The organism is Paraflavitalea speifideaquila, from assembly GCF_032395985.1.
In the GTDB taxonomy this organism is placed as follows: Bacteria; Bacteroidota; Bacteroidia; order Chitinophagales; family Chitinophagaceae; genus Paraflavitalea; species Paraflavitalea speifideaquila.
In genome coordinates, this window is the sequence record NZ_CP135920.1 from 8,305,318 (window position 1) to 8,327,735 (window position 22,418).

32 protein-coding genes, 1 pseudogene and 1 riboswitch are annotated in these 22,418 nt (G+C 45.7%); of the genes and pseudogenes, 11 read left to right on the forward strand and 22 right to left on the reverse strand.

Annotated elements, in window-relative coordinates; genetic code table 11:
- The 6 genes from RS881_RS57075 to RS881_RS57100 all read left to right on the forward strand — a co-directional run bounded on the left by RS881_RS57075 (nucleotide 1) and on the right by RS881_RS57100 (nucleotide 2,994).
- Nucleotides 1-468 carry a PAS domain-containing protein gene (locus tag RS881_RS57075; RefSeq protein ID WP_315824954.1) on the forward strand — a complete coding sequence of 156 codons (468 nt, stop codon included), beginning with the start codon at nucleotides 1-3 and terminating at the stop codon, nucleotides 466-468.
- Nucleotides 444-728, forward strand: a complete 285-nt coding sequence (locus tag RS881_RS57080) for a hypothetical protein (protein ID WP_315818914.1) — start codon at nucleotides 444-446, stop codon at nucleotides 726-728. The genes RS881_RS57075 and RS881_RS57080 overlap by 25 nt, the downstream gene beginning before the upstream one ends.
- Nucleotides 725-1,033: a GAF domain-containing protein gene (locus RS881_RS57085; protein ID WP_315818915.1), complete on the forward strand. Its 309-nt coding sequence runs from the start codon at nucleotides 725-727 to the stop codon at nucleotides 1,031-1,033. The genes RS881_RS57080 and RS881_RS57085 overlap by 4 nt, the downstream gene beginning before the upstream one ends.
- Complete coding sequence (locus RS881_RS57090; protein ID WP_315818916.1) at nucleotides 1,030-1,170, forward strand: histidine kinase dimerization/phospho-acceptor domain-containing protein; 141 nt, start codon at nucleotides 1,030-1,032, stop codon at nucleotides 1,168-1,170. Before RS881_RS57085 ends, RS881_RS57090 begins: the two co-directional genes overlap by 4 nt.
- A 74-nt stretch (nucleotides 1,171-1,244) precedes the next feature.
- Entirely contained in the window at nucleotides 1,245-2,534 is a 1,290-nt protein-coding gene (locus tag RS881_RS57095) for a response regulator (protein WP_315818917.1), read from the forward strand.
- 148 nt (nucleotides 2,535-2,682) lie between these two features.
- The gene (locus RS881_RS57100; protein ID WP_315818918.1) at nucleotides 2,683-2,994 is read left to right on the forward strand and encodes a hypothetical protein; all 312 of its coding nucleotides are present in this window, start codon (nucleotides 2,683-2,685) and stop codon (nucleotides 2,992-2,994) included.
- A gap of 40 nt (nucleotides 2,995-3,034) precedes the next feature.
- Here RS881_RS57100 and RS881_RS57105 read toward each other — a convergent pair whose 3' ends face one another.
- The 4 genes from RS881_RS57105 to RS881_RS57120 all read right to left on the reverse strand — a co-directional run bounded on the left by RS881_RS57105 (nucleotide 3,035) and on the right by RS881_RS57120 (nucleotide 5,132).
- Nucleotides 3,035-3,136 (reverse strand): hypothetical protein, encoded by a 102-nt coding sequence (locus RS881_RS57105; RefSeq protein ID WP_315824955.1) that lies wholly within the window; start codon nucleotides 3,134-3,136, stop codon nucleotides 3,035-3,037.
- Complete coding sequence (locus RS881_RS57110; protein ID WP_315818919.1) at nucleotides 3,100-3,726, reverse strand: response regulator transcription factor; 627 nt, start codon at nucleotides 3,724-3,726, stop codon at nucleotides 3,100-3,102. Before RS881_RS57110 ends, RS881_RS57105 begins: the two co-directional genes overlap by 37 nt.
- Nucleotides 3,692-4,504: a sensor histidine kinase gene (locus tag RS881_RS57115; protein WP_315818920.1), complete on the reverse strand. Its 813-nt coding sequence runs from the start codon at nucleotides 4,502-4,504 to the stop codon at nucleotides 3,692-3,694. The genes RS881_RS57110 and RS881_RS57115 overlap by 35 nt, the downstream gene beginning before the upstream one ends.
- A gap of 73 nt (nucleotides 4,505-4,577) precedes the next feature.
- Nucleotides 4,578-5,132, reverse strand: coding sequence for a hypothetical protein (locus RS881_RS57120; protein ID WP_315818921.1), 555 nt, complete (start codon nucleotides 5,130-5,132; stop codon nucleotides 4,578-4,580).
- A gap of 179 nt (nucleotides 5,133-5,311) precedes the next feature.
- Between RS881_RS57120 and RS881_RS57125 the strand changes: the two genes are divergently transcribed.
- Both RS881_RS57125 and RS881_RS57130 read left to right on the forward strand, forming a co-directional pair.
- Nucleotides 5,312-5,725, forward strand: coding sequence for a hypothetical protein (locus tag RS881_RS57125; protein WP_315818922.1), 414 nt, complete (start codon nucleotides 5,312-5,314; stop codon nucleotides 5,723-5,725).
- Nucleotides 5,701-6,123, forward strand: coding sequence for a GLPGLI family protein (locus tag RS881_RS57130; RefSeq protein WP_315824956.1), 423 nt, complete (start codon nucleotides 5,701-5,703; stop codon nucleotides 6,121-6,123). The genes RS881_RS57125 and RS881_RS57130 overlap by 25 nt, the downstream gene beginning before the upstream one ends.
- A 119-nt stretch (nucleotides 6,124-6,242) precedes the next feature.
- On the opposite strand, the gene RS881_RS57135 is transcribed toward RS881_RS57130, so the two are convergent.
- From RS881_RS57135 to RS881_RS57180, 10 genes are all read right to left on the reverse strand, one after another.
- On the reverse strand, nucleotides 6,243-6,485 hold the full coding sequence (locus RS881_RS57135; protein WP_315818923.1) for a Trm112 family protein: 243 nt from the start codon (nucleotides 6,483-6,485) through the stop codon (nucleotides 6,243-6,245).
- Nucleotides 6,463-7,122 (reverse strand): thiamine phosphate synthase, encoded by a 660-nt coding sequence (locus RS881_RS57140; protein WP_315818924.1) that lies wholly within the window; start codon nucleotides 7,120-7,122, stop codon nucleotides 6,463-6,465. Before RS881_RS57140 ends, RS881_RS57135 begins: the two co-directional genes overlap by 23 nt.
- A 12-nt stretch (nucleotides 7,123-7,134) precedes the next feature.
- The gene (locus tag RS881_RS57145; RefSeq protein WP_315818925.1) at nucleotides 7,135-8,076 is read right to left on the reverse strand and encodes an AIR synthase-related protein; all 942 of its coding nucleotides are present in this window, start codon (nucleotides 8,074-8,076) and stop codon (nucleotides 7,135-7,137) included.
- A gap of 115 nt (nucleotides 8,077-8,191) precedes the next feature.
- Entirely contained in the window at nucleotides 8,192-8,896 is a 705-nt protein-coding gene (locus RS881_RS57150) for a class I SAM-dependent methyltransferase (RefSeq protein WP_315818926.1), read from the reverse strand.
- 81 nt (nucleotides 8,897-8,977) lie between these two features.
- A riboswitch (TPP riboswitch) is annotated at nucleotides 8,978-9,072 on the reverse strand.
- A gap of 121 nt (nucleotides 9,073-9,193) precedes the next feature.
- Nucleotides 9,194-10,144 carry an outer membrane beta-barrel protein gene (locus RS881_RS57155; protein ID WP_315824957.1) on the reverse strand — a complete coding sequence of 317 codons (951 nt, stop codon included), beginning with the start codon at nucleotides 10,142-10,144 and terminating at the stop codon, nucleotides 9,194-9,196.
- A gap of 19 nt (nucleotides 10,145-10,163) precedes the next feature.
- Nucleotides 10,164-11,060, reverse strand: coding sequence for a hypothetical protein (locus tag RS881_RS57160; protein WP_315818927.1), 897 nt, complete (start codon nucleotides 11,058-11,060; stop codon nucleotides 10,164-10,166).
- Between the two features lie 20 nt (nucleotides 11,061-11,080).
- Entirely contained in the window at nucleotides 11,081-11,290 is a 210-nt protein-coding gene (locus RS881_RS57165) for a hypothetical protein (protein ID WP_315818928.1), read from the reverse strand.
- A gap of 19 nt (nucleotides 11,291-11,309) precedes the next feature.
- On the reverse strand, nucleotides 11,310-12,002 hold the full coding sequence (locus RS881_RS57170; RefSeq protein ID WP_315818929.1) for a carboxypeptidase regulatory-like domain-containing protein: 693 nt from the start codon (nucleotides 12,000-12,002) through the stop codon (nucleotides 11,310-11,312).
- A gap of 187 nt (nucleotides 12,003-12,189) precedes the next feature.
- Nucleotides 12,190-12,327, reverse strand: a complete 138-nt coding sequence (locus tag RS881_RS57175) for a hypothetical protein (RefSeq protein WP_315818930.1) — start codon at nucleotides 12,325-12,327, stop codon at nucleotides 12,190-12,192.
- A complete protein-coding gene (locus RS881_RS57180; protein ID WP_315818931.1) occupies nucleotides 12,282-12,746 on the reverse strand; it encodes a hypothetical protein in 465 nt (154 codons plus the stop codon). Before RS881_RS57180 ends, RS881_RS57175 begins: the two co-directional genes overlap by 46 nt.
- Before the next feature lie 158 nt (nucleotides 12,747-12,904).
- Between RS881_RS57180 and RS881_RS57185 the strand changes: the two genes are divergently transcribed.
- Nucleotides 12,905-13,060, forward strand: a complete 156-nt coding sequence (locus RS881_RS57185) for a hypothetical protein (protein WP_315818932.1) — start codon at nucleotides 12,905-12,907, stop codon at nucleotides 13,058-13,060.
- 257 nt (nucleotides 13,061-13,317) lie between these two features.
- Here the strand turns inward: RS881_RS57185 and RS881_RS57190 are convergent, their stop codons facing one another.
- From RS881_RS57190 to RS881_RS57225, 8 genes and pseudogenes are all read right to left on the reverse strand, one after another.
- Complete coding sequence (locus tag RS881_RS57190) at nucleotides 13,318-14,319, reverse strand: outer membrane beta-barrel protein (protein WP_315824958.1); 1,002 nt, start codon at nucleotides 14,317-14,319, stop codon at nucleotides 13,318-13,320.
- 26 nt (nucleotides 14,320-14,345) lie between these two features.
- On the reverse strand, nucleotides 14,346-15,683 hold the full coding sequence (locus RS881_RS57195) for a porin family protein (protein ID WP_315818933.1): 1,338 nt from the start codon (nucleotides 15,681-15,683) through the stop codon (nucleotides 14,346-14,348).
- Between the two features lie 58 nt (nucleotides 15,684-15,741).
- Nucleotides 15,742-15,894, reverse strand: a complete 153-nt coding sequence (locus RS881_RS57200) for a hypothetical protein (protein WP_315818934.1) — start codon at nucleotides 15,892-15,894, stop codon at nucleotides 15,742-15,744.
- The gene (locus tag RS881_RS57205; RefSeq protein ID WP_315824959.1) at nucleotides 15,891-16,295 is read right to left on the reverse strand and encodes a carboxypeptidase-like regulatory domain-containing protein; all 405 of its coding nucleotides are present in this window, start codon (nucleotides 16,293-16,295) and stop codon (nucleotides 15,891-15,893) included. Before RS881_RS57205 ends, RS881_RS57200 begins: the two co-directional genes overlap by 4 nt.
- Nucleotides 16,296-16,579: 284 nt before the next feature.
- Nucleotides 16,580-17,155: a DEAD/DEAH box helicase gene (locus RS881_RS57210; protein WP_350340362.1), complete on the reverse strand. Its 576-nt coding sequence runs from the start codon at nucleotides 17,153-17,155 to the stop codon at nucleotides 16,580-16,582.
- Nucleotides 17,156-17,182: 27 nt separating this feature from the next.
- Nucleotides 17,183-18,102 (reverse strand): annotated as a pseudogene (locus RS881_RS57215) (DEAD/DEAH box helicase); the annotation flags it as partial.
- A gap of 107 nt (nucleotides 18,103-18,209) precedes the next feature.
- On the reverse strand, nucleotides 18,210-19,073 hold the full coding sequence (locus RS881_RS57220) for an SNF2 helicase associated domain-containing protein (RefSeq protein WP_315818936.1): 864 nt from the start codon (nucleotides 19,071-19,073) through the stop codon (nucleotides 18,210-18,212).
- Nucleotides 19,054-20,364 (reverse strand): SWIM zinc finger family protein, encoded by a 1,311-nt coding sequence (locus RS881_RS57225; protein ID WP_315818937.1) that lies wholly within the window; start codon nucleotides 20,362-20,364, stop codon nucleotides 19,054-19,056. Before RS881_RS57225 ends, RS881_RS57220 begins: the two co-directional genes overlap by 20 nt.
- A gap of 376 nt (nucleotides 20,365-20,740) precedes the next feature.
- Between RS881_RS57225 and RS881_RS57230 the strand changes: the two genes are divergently transcribed.
- Both RS881_RS57230 and RS881_RS57235 read left to right on the forward strand, forming a co-directional pair.
- On the forward strand, nucleotides 20,741-21,172 hold the full coding sequence (locus RS881_RS57230) for a hypothetical protein (protein ID WP_315818938.1): 432 nt from the start codon (nucleotides 20,741-20,743) through the stop codon (nucleotides 21,170-21,172).
- A gap of 68 nt (nucleotides 21,173-21,240) precedes the next feature.
- Entirely contained in the window at nucleotides 21,241-22,401 is a 1,161-nt protein-coding gene (locus RS881_RS57235; protein WP_315818939.1) for a M20/M25/M40 family metallo-hydrolase, read from the forward strand.
- The last annotated feature ends 17 nt before the right edge of the window (nucleotides 22,402-22,418 follow it).

Sequence of the window (22,418 nt, forward strand, 5' to 3'; positions counted from 1 at the left end):
CTGGCCGAAGTAAAGCAATCGGAGGAACTTTTACGTACGGTGATCAATTCAACGCCCGACTGGATATTTATCAAAGACCTGGGCCATCGCTTCTTGTTGGTAAACCAGGCCTTTGCCGATTCCATGCACCGGATGCCACAGGAATTTATTGGTAAAGACGATCTGGAGATAGGATTTCCCGATGAAATAGTGAATGGTGATGTAGAGAATAATATACGCGGTTTCTGGAATGATGATAATGAAGTAGTCAAAACAGGAAAAGCAAAGTTCATACAGGAAGAACCCTCCTCTATTAATGGGAAGGCCCAGGTAATGACCACGGTGAAAGTGCCTTTGCGCGATCCGGACGGCGCCGTATGGGGCGTACTGGGTTTTGCGCACAATATCACCGAACAGAAAAATCAGAAGATCGTTTACTACACAAAGACCTGCTATTGCAGGCCATGGCCGAAGCCACGCACCAGCTGATCAGTAATAATCACCTGGAAGAAGCGATTGGCGAAGCCATCCAGCTACTGGGTATAAAACTGCAGGTAAACTCAGTAAACGTATACAAGAACGATTATAATTTCCAGGAAGCTAAATGGTATTCCGATCAGTTACTGCATTGGGATAGCGCCTCGGGCGAATTGGTACACAAAGACCCCGCTTATCAACGGCTGGTCATGGATGAGGAAGCATCCATTTTCAAAACCCTGAAAAAGAAGAGTTGTACTGCGGTTATGTGAAAGATATTGAAGAAGAAGCGGGCCGGGCCTATTTTGAGAAGATGCAGGTAAAGGCAGTAGCCATTGTACCCATATTCACCTTGCACCAGTTTTGGGGTATCGTAGGGTTTAGTGATAAAGAAGAGCGTGATTGGACCATTCCCGAATTCTCCATCCTGCAATCCTTTGCCGCCACCCTGGCAGCCGCTATTGAACGCAAACAAATGGAACAAGAGCTGGTACAGGCCAAAGATATTGCCGAACAGGCCAGCCGGGCAAAAAGTGAGTTCATGGCTAATATGAGCCATGAATTGCGTACCCCATGAATGGCATCATTGGATTTACAGACCTGGTATTGACTACCGATCTGCAACGCACGCAAAGAGACTACCTGGGCAATGTAAAGAAGTCGGCCAATGGCCTCCTGGATATCATCAATGATATCCTTGACTTCTCAAACTAGAAGCCGGTAAGCTACAAATTGAACATATCCCCTTCCGCCTGGATGAATTGGTAGAAGAAACAGTAGATATCTTAATGGTGAAGGCATTTGAGAAAAGCCTGGAACTGATCTGTTATATTGATCCCGAACTACCTGTTCAGTTTGGCGGCGATCCCGTTCGCATCAGGCAGGTATTGGTGAATCTGCTGGGCAATGCCATCAAGTTTACCCCACAGGGTGAAATACTTATATCATTGGTTAAAGCAGGCGGTATTTATCAAAAGAATGGCAAGCCTTACCTGGACGTAGAACTTTCGGTACGCGATACGGGTATTGGCATTTCACCCAAAAAGCTGCGTAAAATATTTGAGAGCTTTACACAGGCCGATTCATCTACTACCCGCAAATATGGCGGTACCGGTTTGGGATTGACCATTTCAAAAAGCCTGGCCGAACTGATGCATGGTAACCTCACCGTGAATAGTGAACTGGGCCGTGGTAGCACTTTTACCCTGCACCTGGCACTGGAAGTAATGAAAGAACATACTCAGATTGCCGCTGAACATAAACCACCGCTGCGGAAAGTATTGGTAGTAGACGACAATGCTACCAATCGCTGGCTGATGCAGGATATCTTCCGTTACTTCAATATCCCCTGTGAAATAGCAGGCAGCGGCCGCGAAGCGCTCATGATACTGGATCGCTTACAAAAAACAGAAGAGCCTTTAGACCTCATCATCACGGATCACCACATGCCCGAAATGGATGGCATGCAGTTGGTAAAAGCCTTGCAACTGGAATCGGCCGGTTATACGCAACCTACTATCCTGATGCTGTCATCCCTCGAAAGAAACCTGTTCCAACATGAAGCCGATAAACTGGGTATCCGCCAATTGCTCACTAAGCCGGTAAAAATGTATGAGCTCTATGCCATGCTAAGCGCTATGTTTATGCCCGGACATGAAACCATTAAAACCGATCTGTCGGTCAATAATGTTGCTCATATTACAGAAGCAGCTTCGATCATGGTGGTAGAAGATGATCCCATCAATATGCTGCTGATCTCTGAAGTATTGCGGAAAATGGGTTTTGACATCATCCGGGCCAATAATGGCAAAGAGGCATTGGAAATATTACCCCATCATGATCCTGTACTTATTTTCATGGATGTGAATATGCCCGAAATGGATGGCTATACCACTACCCGTTTCATCCGGGCCATGGACGAACCATTTAAACAAATTCCCATCATAGCCCTTACAGCCGATGCCATGCAAGGCGACCGCGAAAAATGCCTGGCAGCCGGAATGGATGATTATATTTCCAAACCCTTCCGCATAGAAGAGATTGTAGGCGTACTCAAAAACAGAACTTTACTGGTTTAATTCCACTCCTTCAATCCTGTATTAACGTCTATCGTCCCGATGACTACTGGAGCCTTCTTCCAGACTTTCGGACTTTCTGTCTCCTGGCTTTCCCAATACAACTTTTACCAGCAAATCATCGTCTTGGGATTAATTAATATTAAACCGAATGAACAAAACCATTTCCCAACCGAATTTATTAATATGTATCCTCATGGATCTTATTGGTTATGCATCCTATGCCCTCCCGGGGTTGGGTGAGTTGGGAGATATCGTTTGGGCTCCCATTTCTGCTATTATTTTCTACCGGCTATTTGGTGGCTGGAAAGGCGCTTTTGGCGGACTGTTCAATTTTGTTGAGGAAATGCTACCCGGCCTCGACTTCATTCCCAGCTTTACCATAATGTGGATATGGCAGCGGGGGAAGCGGACGGTGAATCGTGAATCGACAATCGTGAATAGGGGTAATTTGTCGGCCTGAGCCAGTCGAAGACGACCTGGATAAACAACTCCTTATTTTATCATGCAATAATAAATCGATACCCAATTCCTTTAATGGTAATGATGGCCAGGCTGTCATCTTCTTTCAGGTAACCACGTAATTTGGCGATGTATACATCCAGATTGCGCGAGTTAAAAAGGAGTCATTTCCCCACAACAAAGTAAGGATGTCTTTACGGTCAATGATCTTATCCCGGTTTTCGTATAATAACTTGAGTAATTCACTTTCCCGGAAGGACAGCTTACGCTCTTCTTTTCCCACCATCAGCGTTTGACGGGTAAGATGAAACTGGAACTTCCCCATCTTTACTTCATCTTGATTTACAGAGGAAGGACGGCTATTGTACCGGTACCGCAAGGCATTATCAATACGTACTATCAACTCCTCCATGCTGAATGGTTTGCGGATATAATCATTACCCCCTGTTGAAAAGCCTTTTACCAGGTCGTCTGTTTGTGTTTTGGCGGTAAGAAAAATGATGGGCACCTTTTCATCAATGGCCCTTATTTCACCCGCAATGGTAAAGCCATCCTTATTGGGCAACATTACATCCAGTATGCATACTTCCGGGTTAATGCGTTTGAAGGCTTGTAATACATCGGCCCCGTCACTTTCCATCACTACTTCAAAGCCACGGCTTTCCAGGCTTTCCTTAACGATCTTGCCGAGAAATAACTCATCCTCTACATACAGTATTTTGGTTTTGCTCATGCCGTTTTGGGAAGTTTAGTCGTGAAGCGGGTACCGATGCCAGGCTGGCTTTCCACATTGATCTCCCTTTATGGCGATCCATAATATAGGCTACATAACTAAGCCCCAGCCCATATCCTTTCACATTGTGCGTATCGCCGGTGGGTACACGGAAAAACTTATCGAAGATCTTTTTCTGGTATTCTGCCGATATGCCAATGCCATTGTCTGTAATACTCATTTCTATATGATTGGGCAGCGATGCCAGGTCGATCTGAATGGTAAGGTGCGCTTTACTGTATTTAAGTGCATTGTCCAGCAAATTAAAAATAACGCTGGTTATATGCATCCTGTCGGCCTGGATAATAAAATCATCCCCATGCACCTGTAAGCTCACCTTGGCTTTGTATTTCTCAAACTGCAGGCGCATAGAAGCCACCACTTCTTCCACCAACTCTTTAAAATCGAATGGTTCCCCATTCAATTCGATCTGCTGCTTTTCAAACATAGACAGCTTTAATACCTTATCAACCAACAAGGACAATCTTTGTAATTCATTGGCCGAGATATCGAGGTATTCTGCCGTACGCTGTGGATCGTGCAGGGCATTGAAATTACGGAGTGCCTCAATGGCCACACTTACCGTGGCAATAGGGGTTTTTAGTTCATGCGTTATATTGCTGATAAAATCATTCTTCAGACGTGTAAGTCTTCGATGCCGGCGCAGGTTGCGGTACATCAACACAAACGAAAACACCGTAAGGCCCACCAGTAACAGGGACACCAGTATTTGCGGCACCAGTTTTTAAGCACCCAGGGCACGGTATTTTCCAAATCCAACATGAGTGTATAGGGATGGGTAAATCCAAGGGTTACCCGGTTGTCAAACTCAGGTCGTCTGGAGGCCCCATCTCTTCCGGCTCCATTGCCTGAATACGCAGGATGGTAAAAGGAATATTAATTTGCTCCCTGTCCATTACGCTGGTGTAACGGGTAGTAACCTCTGCAACCTTGACAGAGTCCTGTGGAAAATCCACGCCTTTTAATAACTGGATGATCCGTTGGCTTGGACGTGCCATTTGTATCCTGGGCATCACCTCCATAGAGTCCATCCTGCCATGCAGGGTATCCATACGGGTACGCCGGAAGGTATTATTCATGGAAAGGATCACTGAACCAATCCGTTGTTTGCGAATCGGCGTATCCGGAAAAGTAATGGTTTCAAATGCGGCATTAACCCCTCTGTCGTGGGGAGCGATACGAATCTTTACATTGGTATCCAGCTTCAACTTTTCGATCTGACAACGCTGCACTGTTTCCCGGAACAATACATTGGTACGGATATGCAGGTTCTGCACCTCATCCCGGTAATTTTTACGCAACCAATATCCCTGGAATAACACAATGGCCAGGATGGCCAGTAGCATTAATATTACCGAGATAGATGAAACTGATATTTTTGATTGACGTACCGGCATGGAATACAAAAGTAGGTGATTGCCTTATGAAGAATAAGCCGTTTTAACCTTAATTAACATTAAACCAAGGTGCATTAACCTGCCCTGCAGCTACACCTCGGTAGCTTTGGTACAAAATCAAACAAGTTATGAAAAAAATATGGATAGGCTGTCTGGCTTTGATTTGCCTACAAACTGCCAGCGCCCAGCAAACCCAGGGAAAAGTTACTTATGAACGTACTATCGAGATGCAAATAAGGTTTTCCGGGATGGATGAAGCGATGGCCCAACAGATACCTAAAACCAGGACCGATAAGATAGAAGTATTATTTGCTAATAACCAATCACTCCGCCGGCAATTACCTCCTGAAGAAACTGATGAGCAAGCCTTTCAAAGCGCCGTAGGTGAGGGCGGCGGCGGCAGGCAGTTCCGCATGGTGATGGCGGGAGGTGACGATATAACCTTTACCAACCACAACAATAGTACTTATATAGAGCAAAGAGAACTGGGTGCCAAAAATTCCTCATCGCCGATAGCATCCGCAAGCTCAACTGGAAACTAACCGGTGAAACCCGTACCATTTTAGGGTATACCTGTCAGCAAGCAATTGCTCAGCGTATAGGCGTAAGAGCACAAACCAGTATGGTAAATGGAGAAGTGAAACGCGAAGAAGTGCCCGACACCTCCAATATTACCGCCTGGTTCACCCTTGCTATACCCGTAGCCGTCAGCCCTGAATTTCAGGGGCAATTACCTGGTTTGATCCTGGCCATAGATATCAATAATGGTCGAACTGTTTATAAGGCCATAGAAGTTTCGCCCAAAGTAGACCTGGCTATCCTTAAAGAACCTAAAGACGGAAAGAAAATAACTCCTAAAGAATTTGCAGATGAAAGGACCAAGTTGATGAAAGACATGCAACGCAATGGTCCTGGCAGAACCATCCGAATTTCCAACTAAGTAGGAATAATGCGTTTTCTCTGGCAACAATAAAACAAGATTGCTGCATGTGCGTTTGCATCAATAACAGGGCCGAACTTTTGTTCTGGCCCTCTACCTTCTTTCTAGCAGCACTACCATCAGGAAGCAGCCGGTAACTCTTTGGGCCAATGTTTCGTTGCCGCATGCTCCAGGGTTGGCTCACGATATTCATCAGGAGCAAGGATGGGCAACCCATAAATAATAGGATACTGGCGGTTACAATGTTGGCATTGCAGCATTCCTTCAATGATATTACCTGCCGTATCTTTCAGGTAAATAGTTACCTGAAGGTCTTGCTTATCCATCGGGCACGCGAGCTTATTCAGTAGATTGGGTGTCATATTGTTTTTGTATTGCTTGATAAATAGCCTGTTTATAGTTCAAGGTTTGTAGTAAGGGATCAGTTGAATCGGTAATGCCGGACACTACCGCTATCCCATCCATGCCCGTAGGGGACAAGCCCACAATGGACTCGGATGTTATGCCACCTGCCAGAAAAATAGGCATACGTGTCATCCTGCGAGCCGTCTGTACCGATTCCGGTTTCACCAACTCACAACTATTGGCTGTAGTAGAAGGAAACATAGAACAGAAGGACAGGTAATCCAACCCCTTGTCAATAGCCCATTGTACTTTTTGCAGGTCATTGCCACAGGTTATACCACACAGAAAGGGGCGCCCCAGCTCTTGCCTCCATTGCTCTATATTCGTAGGCGCTTCATCAAAATGAATACCATCCGCCTGTGAATGTTGCAATAGTTTCCAGTCTTCATGAACAAGTACCGGCACTCCATAGGCATAGGCTGCTTCACAAATATGGTTGATGAATTTTATTTTGCGCTGGCGGGTATACCAATGGTTCCATACCTGGATAATATCCACCCCTCCGGCAATTGCTTGCTGAACAACTGGCAATACCCTATCTAATCCCCTGGCCGGATCAATAATCAGGTATAGCCCTCCGCTAATTGTTTTCATAGGTTTCATCACTTATTTCCATCCTCGTTTTAAAGCATTATAAAAGGCGGCCCAATAAGGATCGGTAGCAGGATGGTTCAATGCCATAGGTTCATCATCCCCATATATAAACATCCCTTTTTCTTGGGCTGTGAGGTAACCTACTACCACAGCCTTTATTCCTCCGGCCTCCAAACGCTGCATTACTTCCTGTTGTTGATCCGGACTTGCTGCAATGATCATCGACCCGGCGCCCACCGAAAAGAAAGGATCAATACCAAACAATTGGCATATGGCTTCCTGTGCTTCTCCACCGGGTAGTTGGTCCGCTGCTATCCAAACTCCGCAGCCCGCGGCCGTAGCCAGTTCATAGATGGCCCCCAATACGCCACCTTCTGTAACATCGTGCATCGCTGTCACCTGTTTACCGGGATTGCCCATTGCCGCTGTTAGCCCTGCAGGCAAACAACTGGTTTTGTAAAACATTTCACCAGCAGCATGATAACATTCTACTCCACAGTTATTCTTAACCGTTTGTGGAAAGCTAAGCGCCAGGATAGCACTGGCCAGCATAGCAGCTTCTTGTGTAACGATGATCACATCACCCGGTTGTGCATACTTGCTTACCAAAAATGTATTGGAAGGGGCAATTGCTATCATAGTACCGCCTCCGGCCAGGGTGGATTTCTGGCCTTCTGCTACACCCGTATGCCCACCCGTAATGGCAACACCTATGTCTTTACAAAAACGGTGAATGTATTGCCAGTATACTTCAAATTGCGCCCCCGTGGTTTGTCCCGGCAGGTTAAATACCAGTTGCGCATACATCGGCGCAATGCCCGTAGTAGCCATATCATTGGCCATCAGATGAACCGATAGCCAGGCCGATTCCTGCAAACCCAAGGTAGGTATTAAGGAGAGTGGGTCGCTGGTCAATGCCATGTCCATGCCATTGGGCATATTGATGATGCTCACATCAACCCCGTATTGCGGTCCCGTTCTTACCTCTCTTCTTTGCGCACCACAATACGGATAAATGGTTTGATTAAAAAGGCATCTTGTATTTTGCCACTATCTGTAAGACTATTCATTACAGGTCATTGAATTTTACATGCAGACCAAAGAAGTCGCCATAGGGCACGCCCCATTTCTGTACCGGAAACCATTGGGGAAGGCCCGTACAGGTCCACTCAATGCTGTAATCCCGGCCTTTCAATGCTTCGTGCATGAGGCGCATCAGTTGGGCTGGTGTATAAAAAGTGGCCGTTAAGTAGAAAGGGTTTTTGCCAAATAATTCCTGTACCCGCCTGCGCACTACCTTGGGCGAGTTGCGGTTCATCATACCAAATACGATCCCATACCGCCCTACGCGGGCGGCCTCCTGAATGACCTGTATCGGATTGCGGTAGTATTCAAAAGTGGTGATAAAGGCAAGCGCGTCAAAACTATGATCCTTGAAAGGCATATGGTGCGAGTCGGCAAGTACCAGGTTGCCATCAAACAAGTGTACGCCCTGGCCAAGCATGAAGGGCGAAATATCACCACCCGTGGCCTCAATGCCAATCGTATGCCACCAACGTGTAAAGCGGGTAGTGCCGCATCCAAACTCCAGCAGTGTAGCCACCCGGCTGTCTTTTTTAATCAGTCCGCCGATGACTTTCTTTTGCCATACCTCGGCCCTTTTATAACGCCCCTCATACCATTGCTCATAAGTATCTGTATGCTCCCGGTTGAAAAACCATTCTTTCCGGCCCTGCCAGTTGCGCAGGTTGTTCGTTAATTGCTGAATTTCCATGGTATCCTATTTTAGTAAAAAACAAAAGGCCACATTTCCATGCGCAGGAAATGTGGCTTACTATATTTTAATAAAATATTCGTTGGGCCCATTTGCATTTCCTCCGCTGGCATTAACCAGATCAGGTTCCCGGGTATCATCTCAGCCTTTTATTAAAGGCACCCCGATGCATTGATGTATGCCAAAAGTATTATTGTTTCGCTACATAACAAAATACTGCTCCTTCCATACAGCAAGTGCCAGGCCCCAATAGGTTGCCCGGCACGACTGTTACACTACTACTTTCGTGGATATATACTATCTTCCTATGATCCGCATTCCGCCAGCTGGCGTGGCTGGCCCAAGGCCCATTTTACTGAGGCTATACGTGAAGCTGAGCAGGAAATAACGTTGCAAAGTTTTGACCCGGCTGTCATCAATATAGTTCTGGTTACTGGTACGGCTGATATTCACATTCTCATTGAGCAGGTCAAAGGCTGTCAACTTGAGTTCACCCCGGTTATAACGCAGGAATTGTTTACTGATCGAAGCATTCCACAATGGCACCCGCAGGTTAAAACCTTCCGCCAGCCGGTTATTGATCGTGTACGTAAACTCCGTATTGAAGTAGAAGCTCTTGGGCAATTGCCAGTTCACATCGGCTCCATAATTCTGTGAAAAGTAAGTGGTATTCAAGTTGCTTTGCAGGGAATAGGCACTCTTGTTATAGCTGACACCCGCATTGAGCGAAAGATCAAACTTATCGGTAGGGCTCATATCGAGCAGTACGGAAGGGCCAAGGGTTAATGTTTTAATGGTATTACCCGATCCATTAATAAACTGCTTCCCTTTATCGTACCCAACATTCGAGGAAATATTTACTGTGCCTTTCAAGAACCGTACAGGCAACCCCAGGCTCACCGAACCATTCACACTGTAAACCCCATCTACATTCACCGGGCGTGTGCGTTTGATACCCAACGCATCGATGGTGTCGTAATTCACGATCTTATTATTGGTTTGCCGTACAGTAAAGAAGGCAAATAAGTTTTTATTCCTGAATGGATTGACCGACATGAAATTGAGCGTCGCCGAATGTGAATACTCCTGTTTCAGGTCCGGATTACCATCCTTGATATTGAGCGGATTGCTGATATCGGGCACCGGCGACAATTGCGACATACTGGGCTGGTTGGTGCTGGCAGCGTAATTTATCTGCAGGTTCTTGAACTTGGTGAAGTTATACTGGAAGCGGGCACTGGGCAGTATATTGTAAAGGTTTGATTAATCAGGCTGTCTTTGGTACCTGCAATGATACTTCCTTCCAGCTCGGCCTTTTGCCAGTTGGCCCCAACCGCAAAATTCCATTTCTTAAACTGACTGCGCCACCGAACTCCCGCATTGGTATAACCATAGGTATTCTCATAATGATTGGAAAGATCTTTATTAATAGCATCATGTTTGCCACTCGCTTTATTATAATCCCAGGTTGTTTTTCGGAACTGCTTTTGCTAAGGCTATTGCCTACACTAAGCTCCAACAACGAATTTTTAGTAATGGGCTCAGTATACACAGCCCGCACATTATAGCTACGCAGGTCGTTACTTGAACTGTTGCGCTGATCGATGGAGTCCGTTCTAAACAAGCTGCCATTGGGATTATAGAACTTGTTGACCGATAACTGTGTACCGTCCCCGTCGCTGGCATTGAGGTTGGTTTGCAGACTTAACGAGAATGTACGGCCCCGGGTACGGAACCTTTTGCGGAATAAGATGTCATTCCTGAAATTATATCCATCGCTCGAAGTTTGGCTATTGCTGAAACCCTGGTTGGCCAGGATACCATTTTGATTATGCGTGCTGTAGTCACTAACACTGCTATTTTCAGTTTGCTGGTATCCCAGCGAAGGGGATATTTTTATGGAGTGGAAGCTATCCAGTTTTATATCGGCACTTAGGTTCAGTTTATGGCTGTTATTGATATTATCACTCAGGCTGTTTGACTGCCGCTTGATCGTTGACCCATCCGGCAGGAAATAATCCTGTTGAGATTGTTTTTCGATCTTGGGATTGTACCGGTTATAAAAATAATTGCTGGTAAAGTCGGTTTTGGTGCCAATGATATCGTTGAAGTTAATACCTCCCCCAAATAGTGCGGATGCTGTTATTGTTATTACCGCCGGCAAATCCACCTAAGGAAGCGTCATTACTTGAAATGGTGACCGCCCCCACTTTGCCGCACGGCATTACCGCCACCCGAAAAACTAAGCATATCCATAAAGGAAAACCCTTCCGCATTGGTATTATTACCCATGCCAATTACAGATAACTGCCGGGCGCCTTTAAATGAGTTCAGGTTGAACTTTCCTTCATACCGGTCTGCTGTACCGCCACCCACAGAGGCTTTGCCAAACAATCCTTTCTTTTTGTCTTTTTCAGTTTGAGGTTGATCGTCTTTTCACTGTTGCCGTCATCAAAACCTGTAAGTTGGGCAGCATCACTGGTTTTATCATATACCTGTACTTTGTCCACCGCATCCGAGGGCAGGTTTTTGGTAGCGAGTTTAGGATCGGTGCCAAAAACTCCTTGCCATCTACCAGTACCCGCTTTACCTCCTGACCCTGGGCTTTCACCGTACCATCTTTGGCGACCTCAATACCGGGCATTTTCTTCAACAACTGTTCTACATTGGCATTCGGCGGCGTTTTAAAGGAGCCGGCATTGTATTGTACCGTATCGCCGATCAGCGTTACCGGTGGCGCCTCGGCTGTCACTACTACTTCATTGAGCATCTGCGCCGCATCCCGCATGATCACAGTACCTAAATCTTTGTTTTTATTGGCATCGTCTATGGCAAAGGATTTACTGCTACCATGGTAATTTACATGCGTGATCAATAGCCGGTATTCGCCATTGCCCAACCCCGCTATTTCAAAACGCCCCTTGCTATCCGTCATCGTAAACGTTACCAATGAGGAATCCTTTTTCTGTAATACCGTAATGGTAGCGGAAGCTACCGGTTGTTTGGCGATGCTATCATACAACAACCCCTTGAGTGAGCCATTCTTTTGTCCCTGCATGGCCAGGGTACAAAGGCTGATGACAATAAGCAGGTAGATCTTTTTCATGCCGGTTCTATTTTCGGAGTTTATTTGACTACGAAAATATTAGTACCTGCTATCAAAGCAGGTTAACCAGCCTTGCTTTAATGTTAATGAAGGTTAATAAATGGAAATCAAGTTGGGAAGTCTGCGAGTCCGAAAGTCCGTAAGCAAAACTCCTATCTTTCGGACTTTCCGACTTCCGGTCTACAGACTAGTTTACAGCTACATCATATTGCCGTTCCTGGTCATATACCGTGAGGATGATCTTCCATTCTGTGGTATACTGGAGCGCCAGTTCTACCTTCAGTTGCTGTACCGTTTCGGGGGCCGATAATAATTCAAAGCGCACAACAGTCGGCTTTTTTCACCGACAGGCGCTTCATATTTACCGTTGAGGATAAAGGGTTTTTCTCCTTCTATTTTAATGATCGTATTGCTGATCTGGTTGTAGAGTTCCCGGAAGCTGGCTTTGGCCTGTTCAAATTCGGCCGACCGTGCTAATTCGCAACTCCAGCTATACTGATCCCTGGGCGTGGCTGTATATTGGGTAACGATGCAATTCACCGCCCCGGCAATTTCCACCCTCGACTTATAATCTACCGCCCGGGTATGTTCCGAAAGGCGGTCACCCTTGATATTTTTGAAATGGTTGGGATAATCCTCAATCACCTTTTGCAGTGCTGCAGTTGTTTTGGTACTGAATACCCCCTGCGCCTGGAGCGAGGCGCTGCAGGCAGCAAACCACAAGAGCAGGAATATTTTTTTCATAGAGCGGATTTATGGTCGAAAAATAGGCATTCCCAACCGTCCCTGAAATAGGAAATCTACTTTTTAGGCCTCTACACAATAAAATAACAAACGGCGCGTTGAGTGTAGGTTAAACCTAAACTTTTGTCCCTAAATCCACTATTCCATGCAAAAATACGATGTATTATGACACACACCGGGCCAAGATCTGTAAAGACATCTATCGCCCCTCTTCCAACCTTTTCCGGGTCTTCAAAAGCCTATTGACCGTCCTGATGATCGGAAAATCGCCCATCAGCACCCCACTTACCAAATACCGTTTACACCAACGCTAATTGAATTAACTAACTTTAGGATGCCTCCTGCCCCAAAAAAGACAGCCCATCCCGTAGCATGAACGCTTTCAGCACTTACCTCTGAAACCACAATCTGTAAGTGCTGGGCCCCTGTGTACAACGGGGGCTATTTTTAGGTGATGCCAGGCTTAACCTGGCCGCTCGTTGCCTTAATGCCTTGCTGCCTACTTCCTAAATAACTGGCCTCCTTGCGGAGGCCAGTTATGCTTTATGAAGGGCGGGGGGATTGAACTAGTTTAATTGCGCATACGGAATTGACGGGGCGCACCACCCGGGCCACCTTCACCACGTCCTTGCTGATTGGGAGCGCCTGCGCGGTTAAGATTGTACGTAAAGGTGAGCATGAAATAACGCTTCAGCACCAGGGAACGGGTATCTCTGATATTCAATCCATCCACCGTACGGGTAATGCTTTGGTTCTGATTCAGCAGGTCGTTCACAGAGAGTTTGATTTCTCCATTCTTCTTTTTAAATACCTGCAAGGCCAGGCTTGTATTCCACAAGGGGATGTTTTGATCAAAACCTGCACCACGGCCACTATATATATTATAATCAAAATCGGAAGAATATACAAAGTGTTTCAGGAAGGTATAGCTCAGGTCAAGCCCATAGGTCTGAGTATAATATTTCTGCTCTGGCGTACCTTTTAAATTGCCTGAATAACTGATGTTATTGTAAGTAATGCTTCCATTAAGGCCCACATTCAGCCCCTTGTAATCAATATTGATGCTGGCTGTTTGAGTAATGGCTAGGGTATTGGTGAAATAAGATTGGCTCGATTGGATACCTGCGGTACGGTTGTAAGAAGCATTGTTGTTAAAGTTCAGGCTGCTTCCCTTCAGCTTGCCCTTTAGTGGCAAACCCAAGGTAATAAAGGAAGAGGCGCTGAAAGAACCATTCAGGTTTACCGGTACAATGTATTGTGCGCCGGGCGTGCTGTTGTACTTCTTGAATTTATCCGGCACTGTATCCACATTGTTTACAATCTTGTTGCTGGTATTATTGAAATTCAGGTTGGCCGAAAATAACCTGAATGTCGATACATTGAAAGAGCTATAGTTGATGTTCACGAAATTATTGTACTCCTGCTTCAGGAATGGGTTACCATTGGTAACAGAGAATTGGTTCGAGAAATCAGGGGCATCCTGCAATTGCGTAACGCTGGGTTGATTGGTTCTTCCCATATAAGAGATACGCAGGTTCTTGGTACGCGTAAAGGTGAAGTTCAGCCGGGCAATGGGTTGGAAATTAAAAAAGCTTTGATTTACCGTAGTATCCTTGAGGTAAGCGGCCTTACCGTACGATTGGTAAGATCTGAAAACTCAACAGCACCACCTACCTGGAAATTGTATTTGGTAGTTTGTATCCTGAAATTGGCTCCCGCACGGTGTTTAATATTATCATTCTCAAAATAGTTTGTCTGCGCCAGGTTCTTAATACTGTATTGCTTTCCTGTGCTATCATAATTATAAGCTACCCTATCCGAGGTATTGTGCGTATTGGTATACGCATAGTTCAATTCAATGATCTTATTGTGCCCGATAGGTTCCGTATAAGAAGTGCTGATTACGCTGGTGGAACTTTTGGTAGTGGCATCGCTGATAAAGTCCTGCGTGGAATCCTGGATCAGTTTGCCGCTAAAGTCATAAGACCGGATGGGAGAATAGGTCTTTCCTTCTGTTTCACTATTATTGATACTGTTGTTCAGCCCCAATGTAAAAGTACGGCCTGGCTTATGGAACTTCCTACGGTAAAGCAGGTTATTGTTAATATTATATCCATTGCGCTCACTGTAGTTCTGTGTCAGGATCGTATTGGCCAGGTAAGTACCGGCATTCTTGGGAGAATAACGGTAGATCGTATCCACCGAGTTATTATAGGTTTCTGCACGCTGAATGGTAGCTGTAGGCGTATACAAGATCGAGTTCATGGAGTCGATGGCTGCCTCGATACGCAAACTGAAACGGTGATTTTGATTTTTGGTATCCGTAGCTACTGCCTCACTTTGTACAGCAGAAGAGTCTTTCATGAACCGGCTGAGGTCGCTGGTTTGCTGTATCGTTTGCTCCGCATGGTTATTGGTGTTGGAATAGAAATAAGATCCTTGTACGTCAACCTTTGAAGACCACTTGTCTGTATAGTTGATACCACCCGAAAAAGCCTTGGTAATACCACCGCTGGCGCCACTGCTCAATACGCCGAAGCCCATGCCTCCACGACCACCGCCACCCCCGCCAAATCCACCACCACCAAAACCACCACCGCCGAAGCCGCCACCGCCAAATCCACCGCCACCACGGCCGCCGCCGCCGCCACCGGAGATATCAAAGAAACTAAAGCTTTGCTTATTGATATTATTAGCAGCACCCAGGATAGAAATACGGCGATCACCATTAAAACGGCTGAAATTGAAACTTCCGTCATACCGGAAATCTTTTCCTTCTTCACTATAACCACCACCCAAGATGGCCCTTCCAAAATAACCTTTCTTCTTGTCTTTCTTTAACTTGATATTGATCGTCTTGGAACGGCTGCCATCATCAATACGCGTAAACTTAGCCTGATCACTCATATCATCAAATACCTGTACCGACTCAATCATATCTGCCGTAATATTCTTAGTGGCCAGTTTTGGATCACTACCAAAAACTCCTTACCATCTACATATACTTTTTGTACATCTTCCCCTGTGCTTTTACATTTCCATCCTTATCGATCTGTACACCCGGTACTTTCTTTAACAGGTCTTCCGCCGAAGCATTGGGCTTGGTTTTAAAGGCACTGGCCTTGATCTCGATCGTATCTTTCTTCACCTGAATGGGGGTGCTTCTACCACAACCTCATCCAGCATCGTCGATTTTTTATCCATGTATACCGTAGCCAGGTCAACAAGTGGTTGATCAGCCTTGATCGTTATCCTTTTATTAAATGGTTGATAACCCTGGTAGGTAATTGAAAGTCGGAAGGTGCCCGTATCAAGGTTCTTGATCTCAAACTCACCCTTGGCATTCGAGATGGTGTAAGCCACTACGGAAGAGTCTTTGATAGCCAATATAGTAATGGTGGCTTCGGAAAGTACTTCCTTATAAGTAGAATCAGTAAGCTTACCTTTTACACTCCCTTCTGGGCCGTGGCGGCAAATCCCAATCCCGTTAGTAAAATCAAGAGGGTCAATATCTTGCTCATGCAGGTTGTATATAAAAGTTCGAAATATAAAAGTTAGACGCTACAGTTTTGTTAAACTTGTGTGCATAACCTGGCATAAATTAAAAAAGGCTTACCCGATTTTAATCTGCAATTGACGGGCCATCAAAATGACCCGGTGAGTGGGGGAACTTTTTTACTATCTAGCCGGTTGGATATGTTTATCAAATATCAACCAGGGAGCCTTAAAAAGGATAATGTTGGGGTAAATAGGTTACATGGTCAACAATGGCAACCCAAGCCTTGCTCGATGCCTTGTTGCCTTCAATTAATATAGAAAATAAACAATATTCATCAACTGAACAGGTATTCCACATCTTCCCTGGTAAGGCTCTTCACAAAACCTTCATCGTCCGTAATGAGGTCCTTCGCCAGTAAGCGCTTCCTGTCTTGTAATTGCAATATTTTATCCTCAATGGTATCCTTACAGATCATGCGATAAGCAAAGATGTTTTTCGTTTGACCAATGCGGTGCGTACGGTCAATAGCCTGTTGTTCTACAGCAGGGTTCCACCAGGGGTCAACAATATATACATAGTCGGCAGCCGTCAGGTTCAAACCCACACCACCCGCTTTGAGTGAAATGAGAAACACCCGGCAGTTCTTATCATTCTGGAATCGTTGGATGGCTTTTTCCCGGTCAATAGCCGAGGTGCTTCCATCAAAGTATTCATAATCTACTTCCAGTTCCTTCAGCTTTTCCCTGATCAGTCCCAGCATACCCAGGAATTGCGAGAACACCAGCGCTTTGTGGTCACTGATATTTTCTGTGATCTCGCGGCCCAGCTCTTCCAGTTTAATAGAATGGTTGGGAAACTTCTCCGTTTCGTTCAGGATAGCTGGCGAATCACATATCTGCCGCAGTTTCATCAAGCCCTGTAAGATGGTGAGCTGTGAACGTTGTATACCCTGCTGTTCAATGGTGCCCAGGATCTTATCCCGGAAGTCATTGCGATAAGCATCATAAATATTACGTTGCTCGTCGTCCATTTCACAGTAAAGGATCGTTTCTGTTTTATCGGGCAGGTCCTGGCCACCTGCTCTTTGGTACGGCGCAGGATGAATGGAAACAACAATTTGCGCAAATGGTCTTTACGGTCCGGTTCTCCAAACTTATCAATAGGGATGGCAAACTCCTGCCGGAAGAACTCAATACTACCCAGCATACCGGGGTTGAGGAAGTTCATCTGCGCAAAGATGTCGAACGTATTGTTCTGCAATGGCGTACCACTAAGGCAGATACGGTGCTTGGAATTAAGCAAGCAGGCCGCCCGGGTTACCTTACTGGCAGGGTTCTTAATGGCTTGCGATTCATCCAATATCACATAATCAAATGGAATGTCCACCAGCAATTTAATATCACTGCGCAGGGTGCCATACGTGGTAATCATCACTTCTGCATGGGCAAACTGCTCTTTATTGCGTGTACGTTCACCTCCGTGATGAATATAATAAGTAAGTTCAGGGGTGAACTTCTTGATTTCATTTTCCCAGTTAAACATCAGCGTGGTTGGACAAACTACCAACGCCCGCAGTTTACCATGGTGCTTACGGTAGTAATGCATGTACGACAGGGCCTGTACGGTTTTACCCAAACCCATGTCATCAGCCAGGATACCTCCCCAACCGATCTCGGCCAGGTAATTGAGCCAGTGAAATCCATGCTCCTGGTAGGGACGCAAAATATGCGCCAGGTGTTCCGGAACAGGTATTTCCTTGATCTTATTGAAACCTTTTAACTGATCATATTTCTCTTCCAGTTTCAATACCAATTCTTCTTCACTGCGTCCATCATACAACTCATCAATAACACTCATATGGTATTTGGAAAGACGCAATTGGTTTTGCTTGCCTTCCCCTACCCTGAACAGCAAAGAGTATTTCTTGATCCACTCCTCCGGCAGGATACCGAGTGTACCATCATTCAATTGTACAAACTGCTGACGGTTGGCCAATGCTTTTTTACATCCGCTACCGTTACCTTTTGCTCACCAAACAGGATGTCCACGCGGGCATCAAACCAATCCGTATTGCTGCTGATATGGATCTTAGTTTGGGGTTTGGCTGTATTGAAACGGAAATTCTTTAGCGCATCAAATCCAAACACCGGCACTTTCATTTCCTTCATGGCATCCACAAACAAGAAGAACCAGTTGTTCTTGAGCACATCATTGCCTTTAAGCGCCAGTTGCTGGCCGCCTTCCGGACGAATGAAATTGGAGTGCAACGCCTCCAGCTTTAAAATAAATTGCTGCTCCTTTTCTTTATCGCGGTGCACAATCAATACCTTGTCGCCATCCGGAATGATCAGTTCATTTTTACCACCGGGTTTTGTTTCAAAACCCTTATAGGAAAAGATGGGTTGGAAAATAAGGTAATCGCCCTTCTCTTGTAAGATGATGCGTTTTTCCGGATCGCCTTCCTTGATCTCACTAACGAGAGCAGGATCAAATTCCACATGGTACTCTTTGGTAAGCGGCAATACCAGCTGGCGCAATTGTTCGGCCCACTGTGATTTGGGCACTGTGAGCTTTCCTTTTCCATGAAAACGGGTAACCAGGTTTACTTCTTCAGCCGTATTCCAAAGAAACAGGTTATCCTGGTAAAAGAACAACAGGCTACTGTTGAGTGCATTCTCCGTTATGGGCACATGCTGACCATTCAGCTTTACCCAGCATTCAATGTCATATTGATTTTTACCTACTACTACTTTAAAATAAGGGCTGATATGATCTGTTACTACCCCTACCGTATGCAGGTTCTCCGTTTTAAAAGGCTTTTTTTCCATTGAGGTAAAATACAAACGGGCTGGCCGCAATGTCGGAGAACATTTTTTTGAGCTTGGGATGCAGGTATTCTACCATGAGCGCCTTGGTCTCTTCGGGCAAGTCGTCTTCTTCATGGTGAATGATGTTTTCCCAGATACCACTGAACGGAGAGTTGCGGTTGAGGTATTTGGTAATCTCTCCCTCCTGCATTTTTCTCAGGGGTGCAATGAGGTGTTTATCATTATCGTTGTAAACTTCTACATTGATGAACTTGGAGAGGTCCAGCTTTTCTACCTTCCCCACATAGGCCGTCACCTCTTCATTCGATTCGCCGGTAATACCATCCACTGAAAAGCCGGGATAGCCTTTTTGGTTAAAGTTGAATACAATACCCAGGCGCTGGGCCGGGCTTTCTAGTTTTTCTGCAGTCGCATCCAATACATTGGCGCCCTGCTGCTGAGGCAATTCGGCTTCCGCTACCGGCAATGGTTTGGATGTGGGCCGGGAAGAGGCCGATGGGGTAATACGTTTAATGCTGGTATCCAGTACGCGTAAGAATGGCTTGCCTTCCTTATACGTAAACTCAAACTTACCTTCCAGGTTATCACTCAGGGTATATCCATAGGCTTCCAGCAGCTTGTTCTTTTCCTTATCCCAGTTGCGGATGGTATCGAAGTAGAAAGGGCCATAGCTATTCAACAGCTGGAGAAATACAATAACCTTGGGTAAACACAGCGGGTGCAGCCGGTCTTCGTATTCACAACTGGTATCAAAATTTCGCTCTTCATTTTTCCGCACCACCACCTTCCAGTCTTTGTCTTCAATATTGATCGTGGCCTTTACCACCTCATCCTTAGCATATTCAATATCAGCTCTTTGTGTGCGAAGGTATTTCTCGGCATTTGCATAACTTTCGGGTGAGCAAAGCAGGCGCAGCGTTTTAAGGTCAATGATCTTCATTTTCACTACCGTATGCCGCTGGTCGTAATCAGCAGCCTCGGCCTTCAGCATGTTTTTATCCAGCATCTCCTGCAGCTGAATAAGAGCAGCAGCTTCGTGGCGACAAATATCGCCCAGGTTATAGGGACAGGCGCAACGCACGGACAACGTGCGTGGATCCTTGAATTTCTGGATATTAACTTTATAATAGGTCGAATAACTATCGTCTTTCACACGAAACACAACAGAGTCTGTCAACTCATCATAATCCACCAGTTCAACGTAACCGATAGCATGTATTTTTTTACCGCGACGGATTACTTCATCTGTTCCATTGGTATAGACGTACTTTATGAGATGGGGTAGTGCCATGCTGTGACTTGTAATTTACGGTTACCCGGGTCTAAAAACGGTCTCTTGTGGGTTGCCCATTGCTTTTGAACATCCTTTTTTAAATCCGCCCTGTATCCGGTCTTACCCTCTCCCGTTCAGGAAAGGGCAATCTGCAAAAGTAAAGGAAAAAAAAGACGAGCTTAAAAAGGGCTGGATCAATTATTAATACCAAAATCATGTTTTTAATTCCCCCTTCCTTTTCGGGCACCCTTTATCCCTGCCAATCAACAGGATAGCCGGTACCGTCTGTTTATGAAAACAGGAATTTCTAAATAAAATTCCCCTAACATTTATTGGTATGGCCTTTGTCAGCTATACCTTTGTCATCGCTCACTCTCCGATAAAAAAGCTATATATGACGAAGACCCGAACCTTGCGTTTGTTTCTTGCCTTTTTCCTGTTCGCTTCTCCCCTGTTTGCCCAAAAGATCAAAAAAGCCGATAAAGCCGCTATTGCCAGCCTCCAGGCCCATATTAGCTACCTGTCCGATGATAAGTTGGAAGGCCGCAGGGCAGGCACCAATGGCGAAAAACTGGCAGGAGAGTACATCAGCAGCCAGTTTCAACAGGCCGGTCTTCAACCCAAAGGAGATGACAATACCTGGTTCCAGGCTTTTGAGATCAATGACGGCAAACAGATCGCCTCAACCACCTTTTTCTTCATCAATAACCATGAATTGAAGGTAAATGAGGAGTTTTTCCCCTCGCCGGCAGCCCCAATGGCAGCCTGGAGGAAGCCGTTTCCATTGCCCTGCCAGAAAAGGGCGTTCCCTGGTTCTATGACCTGAAAGAACTGCTGGAAGAAAACAAAGACAATCCCCATTTCGACCTCCTCACTGCCATCCGGACCAAAGCCGTGAAAGTAGCCGATAAAGGCGCTAATGCCCTCATCATCTACAATAGCTCTTCCATCAACGACGCCCTGAAATTTGACGGCAAAGACCGCGCAGAGCCTTCACGTATTCCCATTGTATACATCAAAGACAGGATAAAGAAAGAACACCTGAAAGATGAGTCCGCCACCTATGATGTAAAGATCAGGGTGGCCATCACCGATAAAAAACGTACCGGTCGTAACGTTGCTGGTTATATTGATAACGGTGCCCCCACTACCATCGTACTGGGCGCGCATTATGACCACCTGGGTTATGGAGAAGACAACAACTCTATGCTGCGTACCGGTGAAAAGCTCATCCACAATGGGGCCGACGATAACGCCAGTGGTACCGCCGCCCTTATAGAACTGGCCAAACTGCTGAAAATATCCAAAAGTAAAAGCAACAACTATTTACTGATCGCTTTCTCGGCAGAGGAATTGGGCCTTAATGGGTCTAAATTCTATACCGAACACCCAACCATTGATCTTTCGCAGGTGAGCTATATGATCAACATGGACATGGTGGGCCGGCTGAACGATTCCAGTAAAACCCTGACTGTTGGCGGTTATGGTACTTCTCCTTTCTGGGGCGAAGCTTTTGCCAGGTTGAATACCAAAAAACAACCCCTTACCCTGAAGTTTGACAGCAGCGGTACAGGGCCCAGCGATCATACTTCTTTTTACCGCAAGGATATTCCCGTACTTTTCTTTTTCACGGGCTTGCATAGTGACTACCACCGTCCTTCCGATGATTTTGACAAGATCAACTATGCCGGTGAGTGGGAGATCATAAAACTCATAGAGAGCATTGTACAGGCTGCTAATACCAAGGGCAAACTGGCATTTACCAAAACCCGCGAGGTACAAACGTCTACCTCAACCCGCTTTAGTGTTACCATGGGTATCATGCCCGATTATACTTTTACGGGCAGTGGGGTAAGGGTAGATGGCGTAACGGACAACCGCCCGGCCAGCAAGGCAGGTATCAAAACCGGTGATGTAATTGTACAACTGGGCGATTTTTCCACTACCTCCATGGAAGGTTATATGCAGGCACTCTCTAAATTCAAAAAAGGCAATAAAGCCAAAGTGAAGTATAAACGTGGAGAGGAGATCAAAGAAGCAGAAGTGGAGTTTTAAAACGCCCATTCACCACT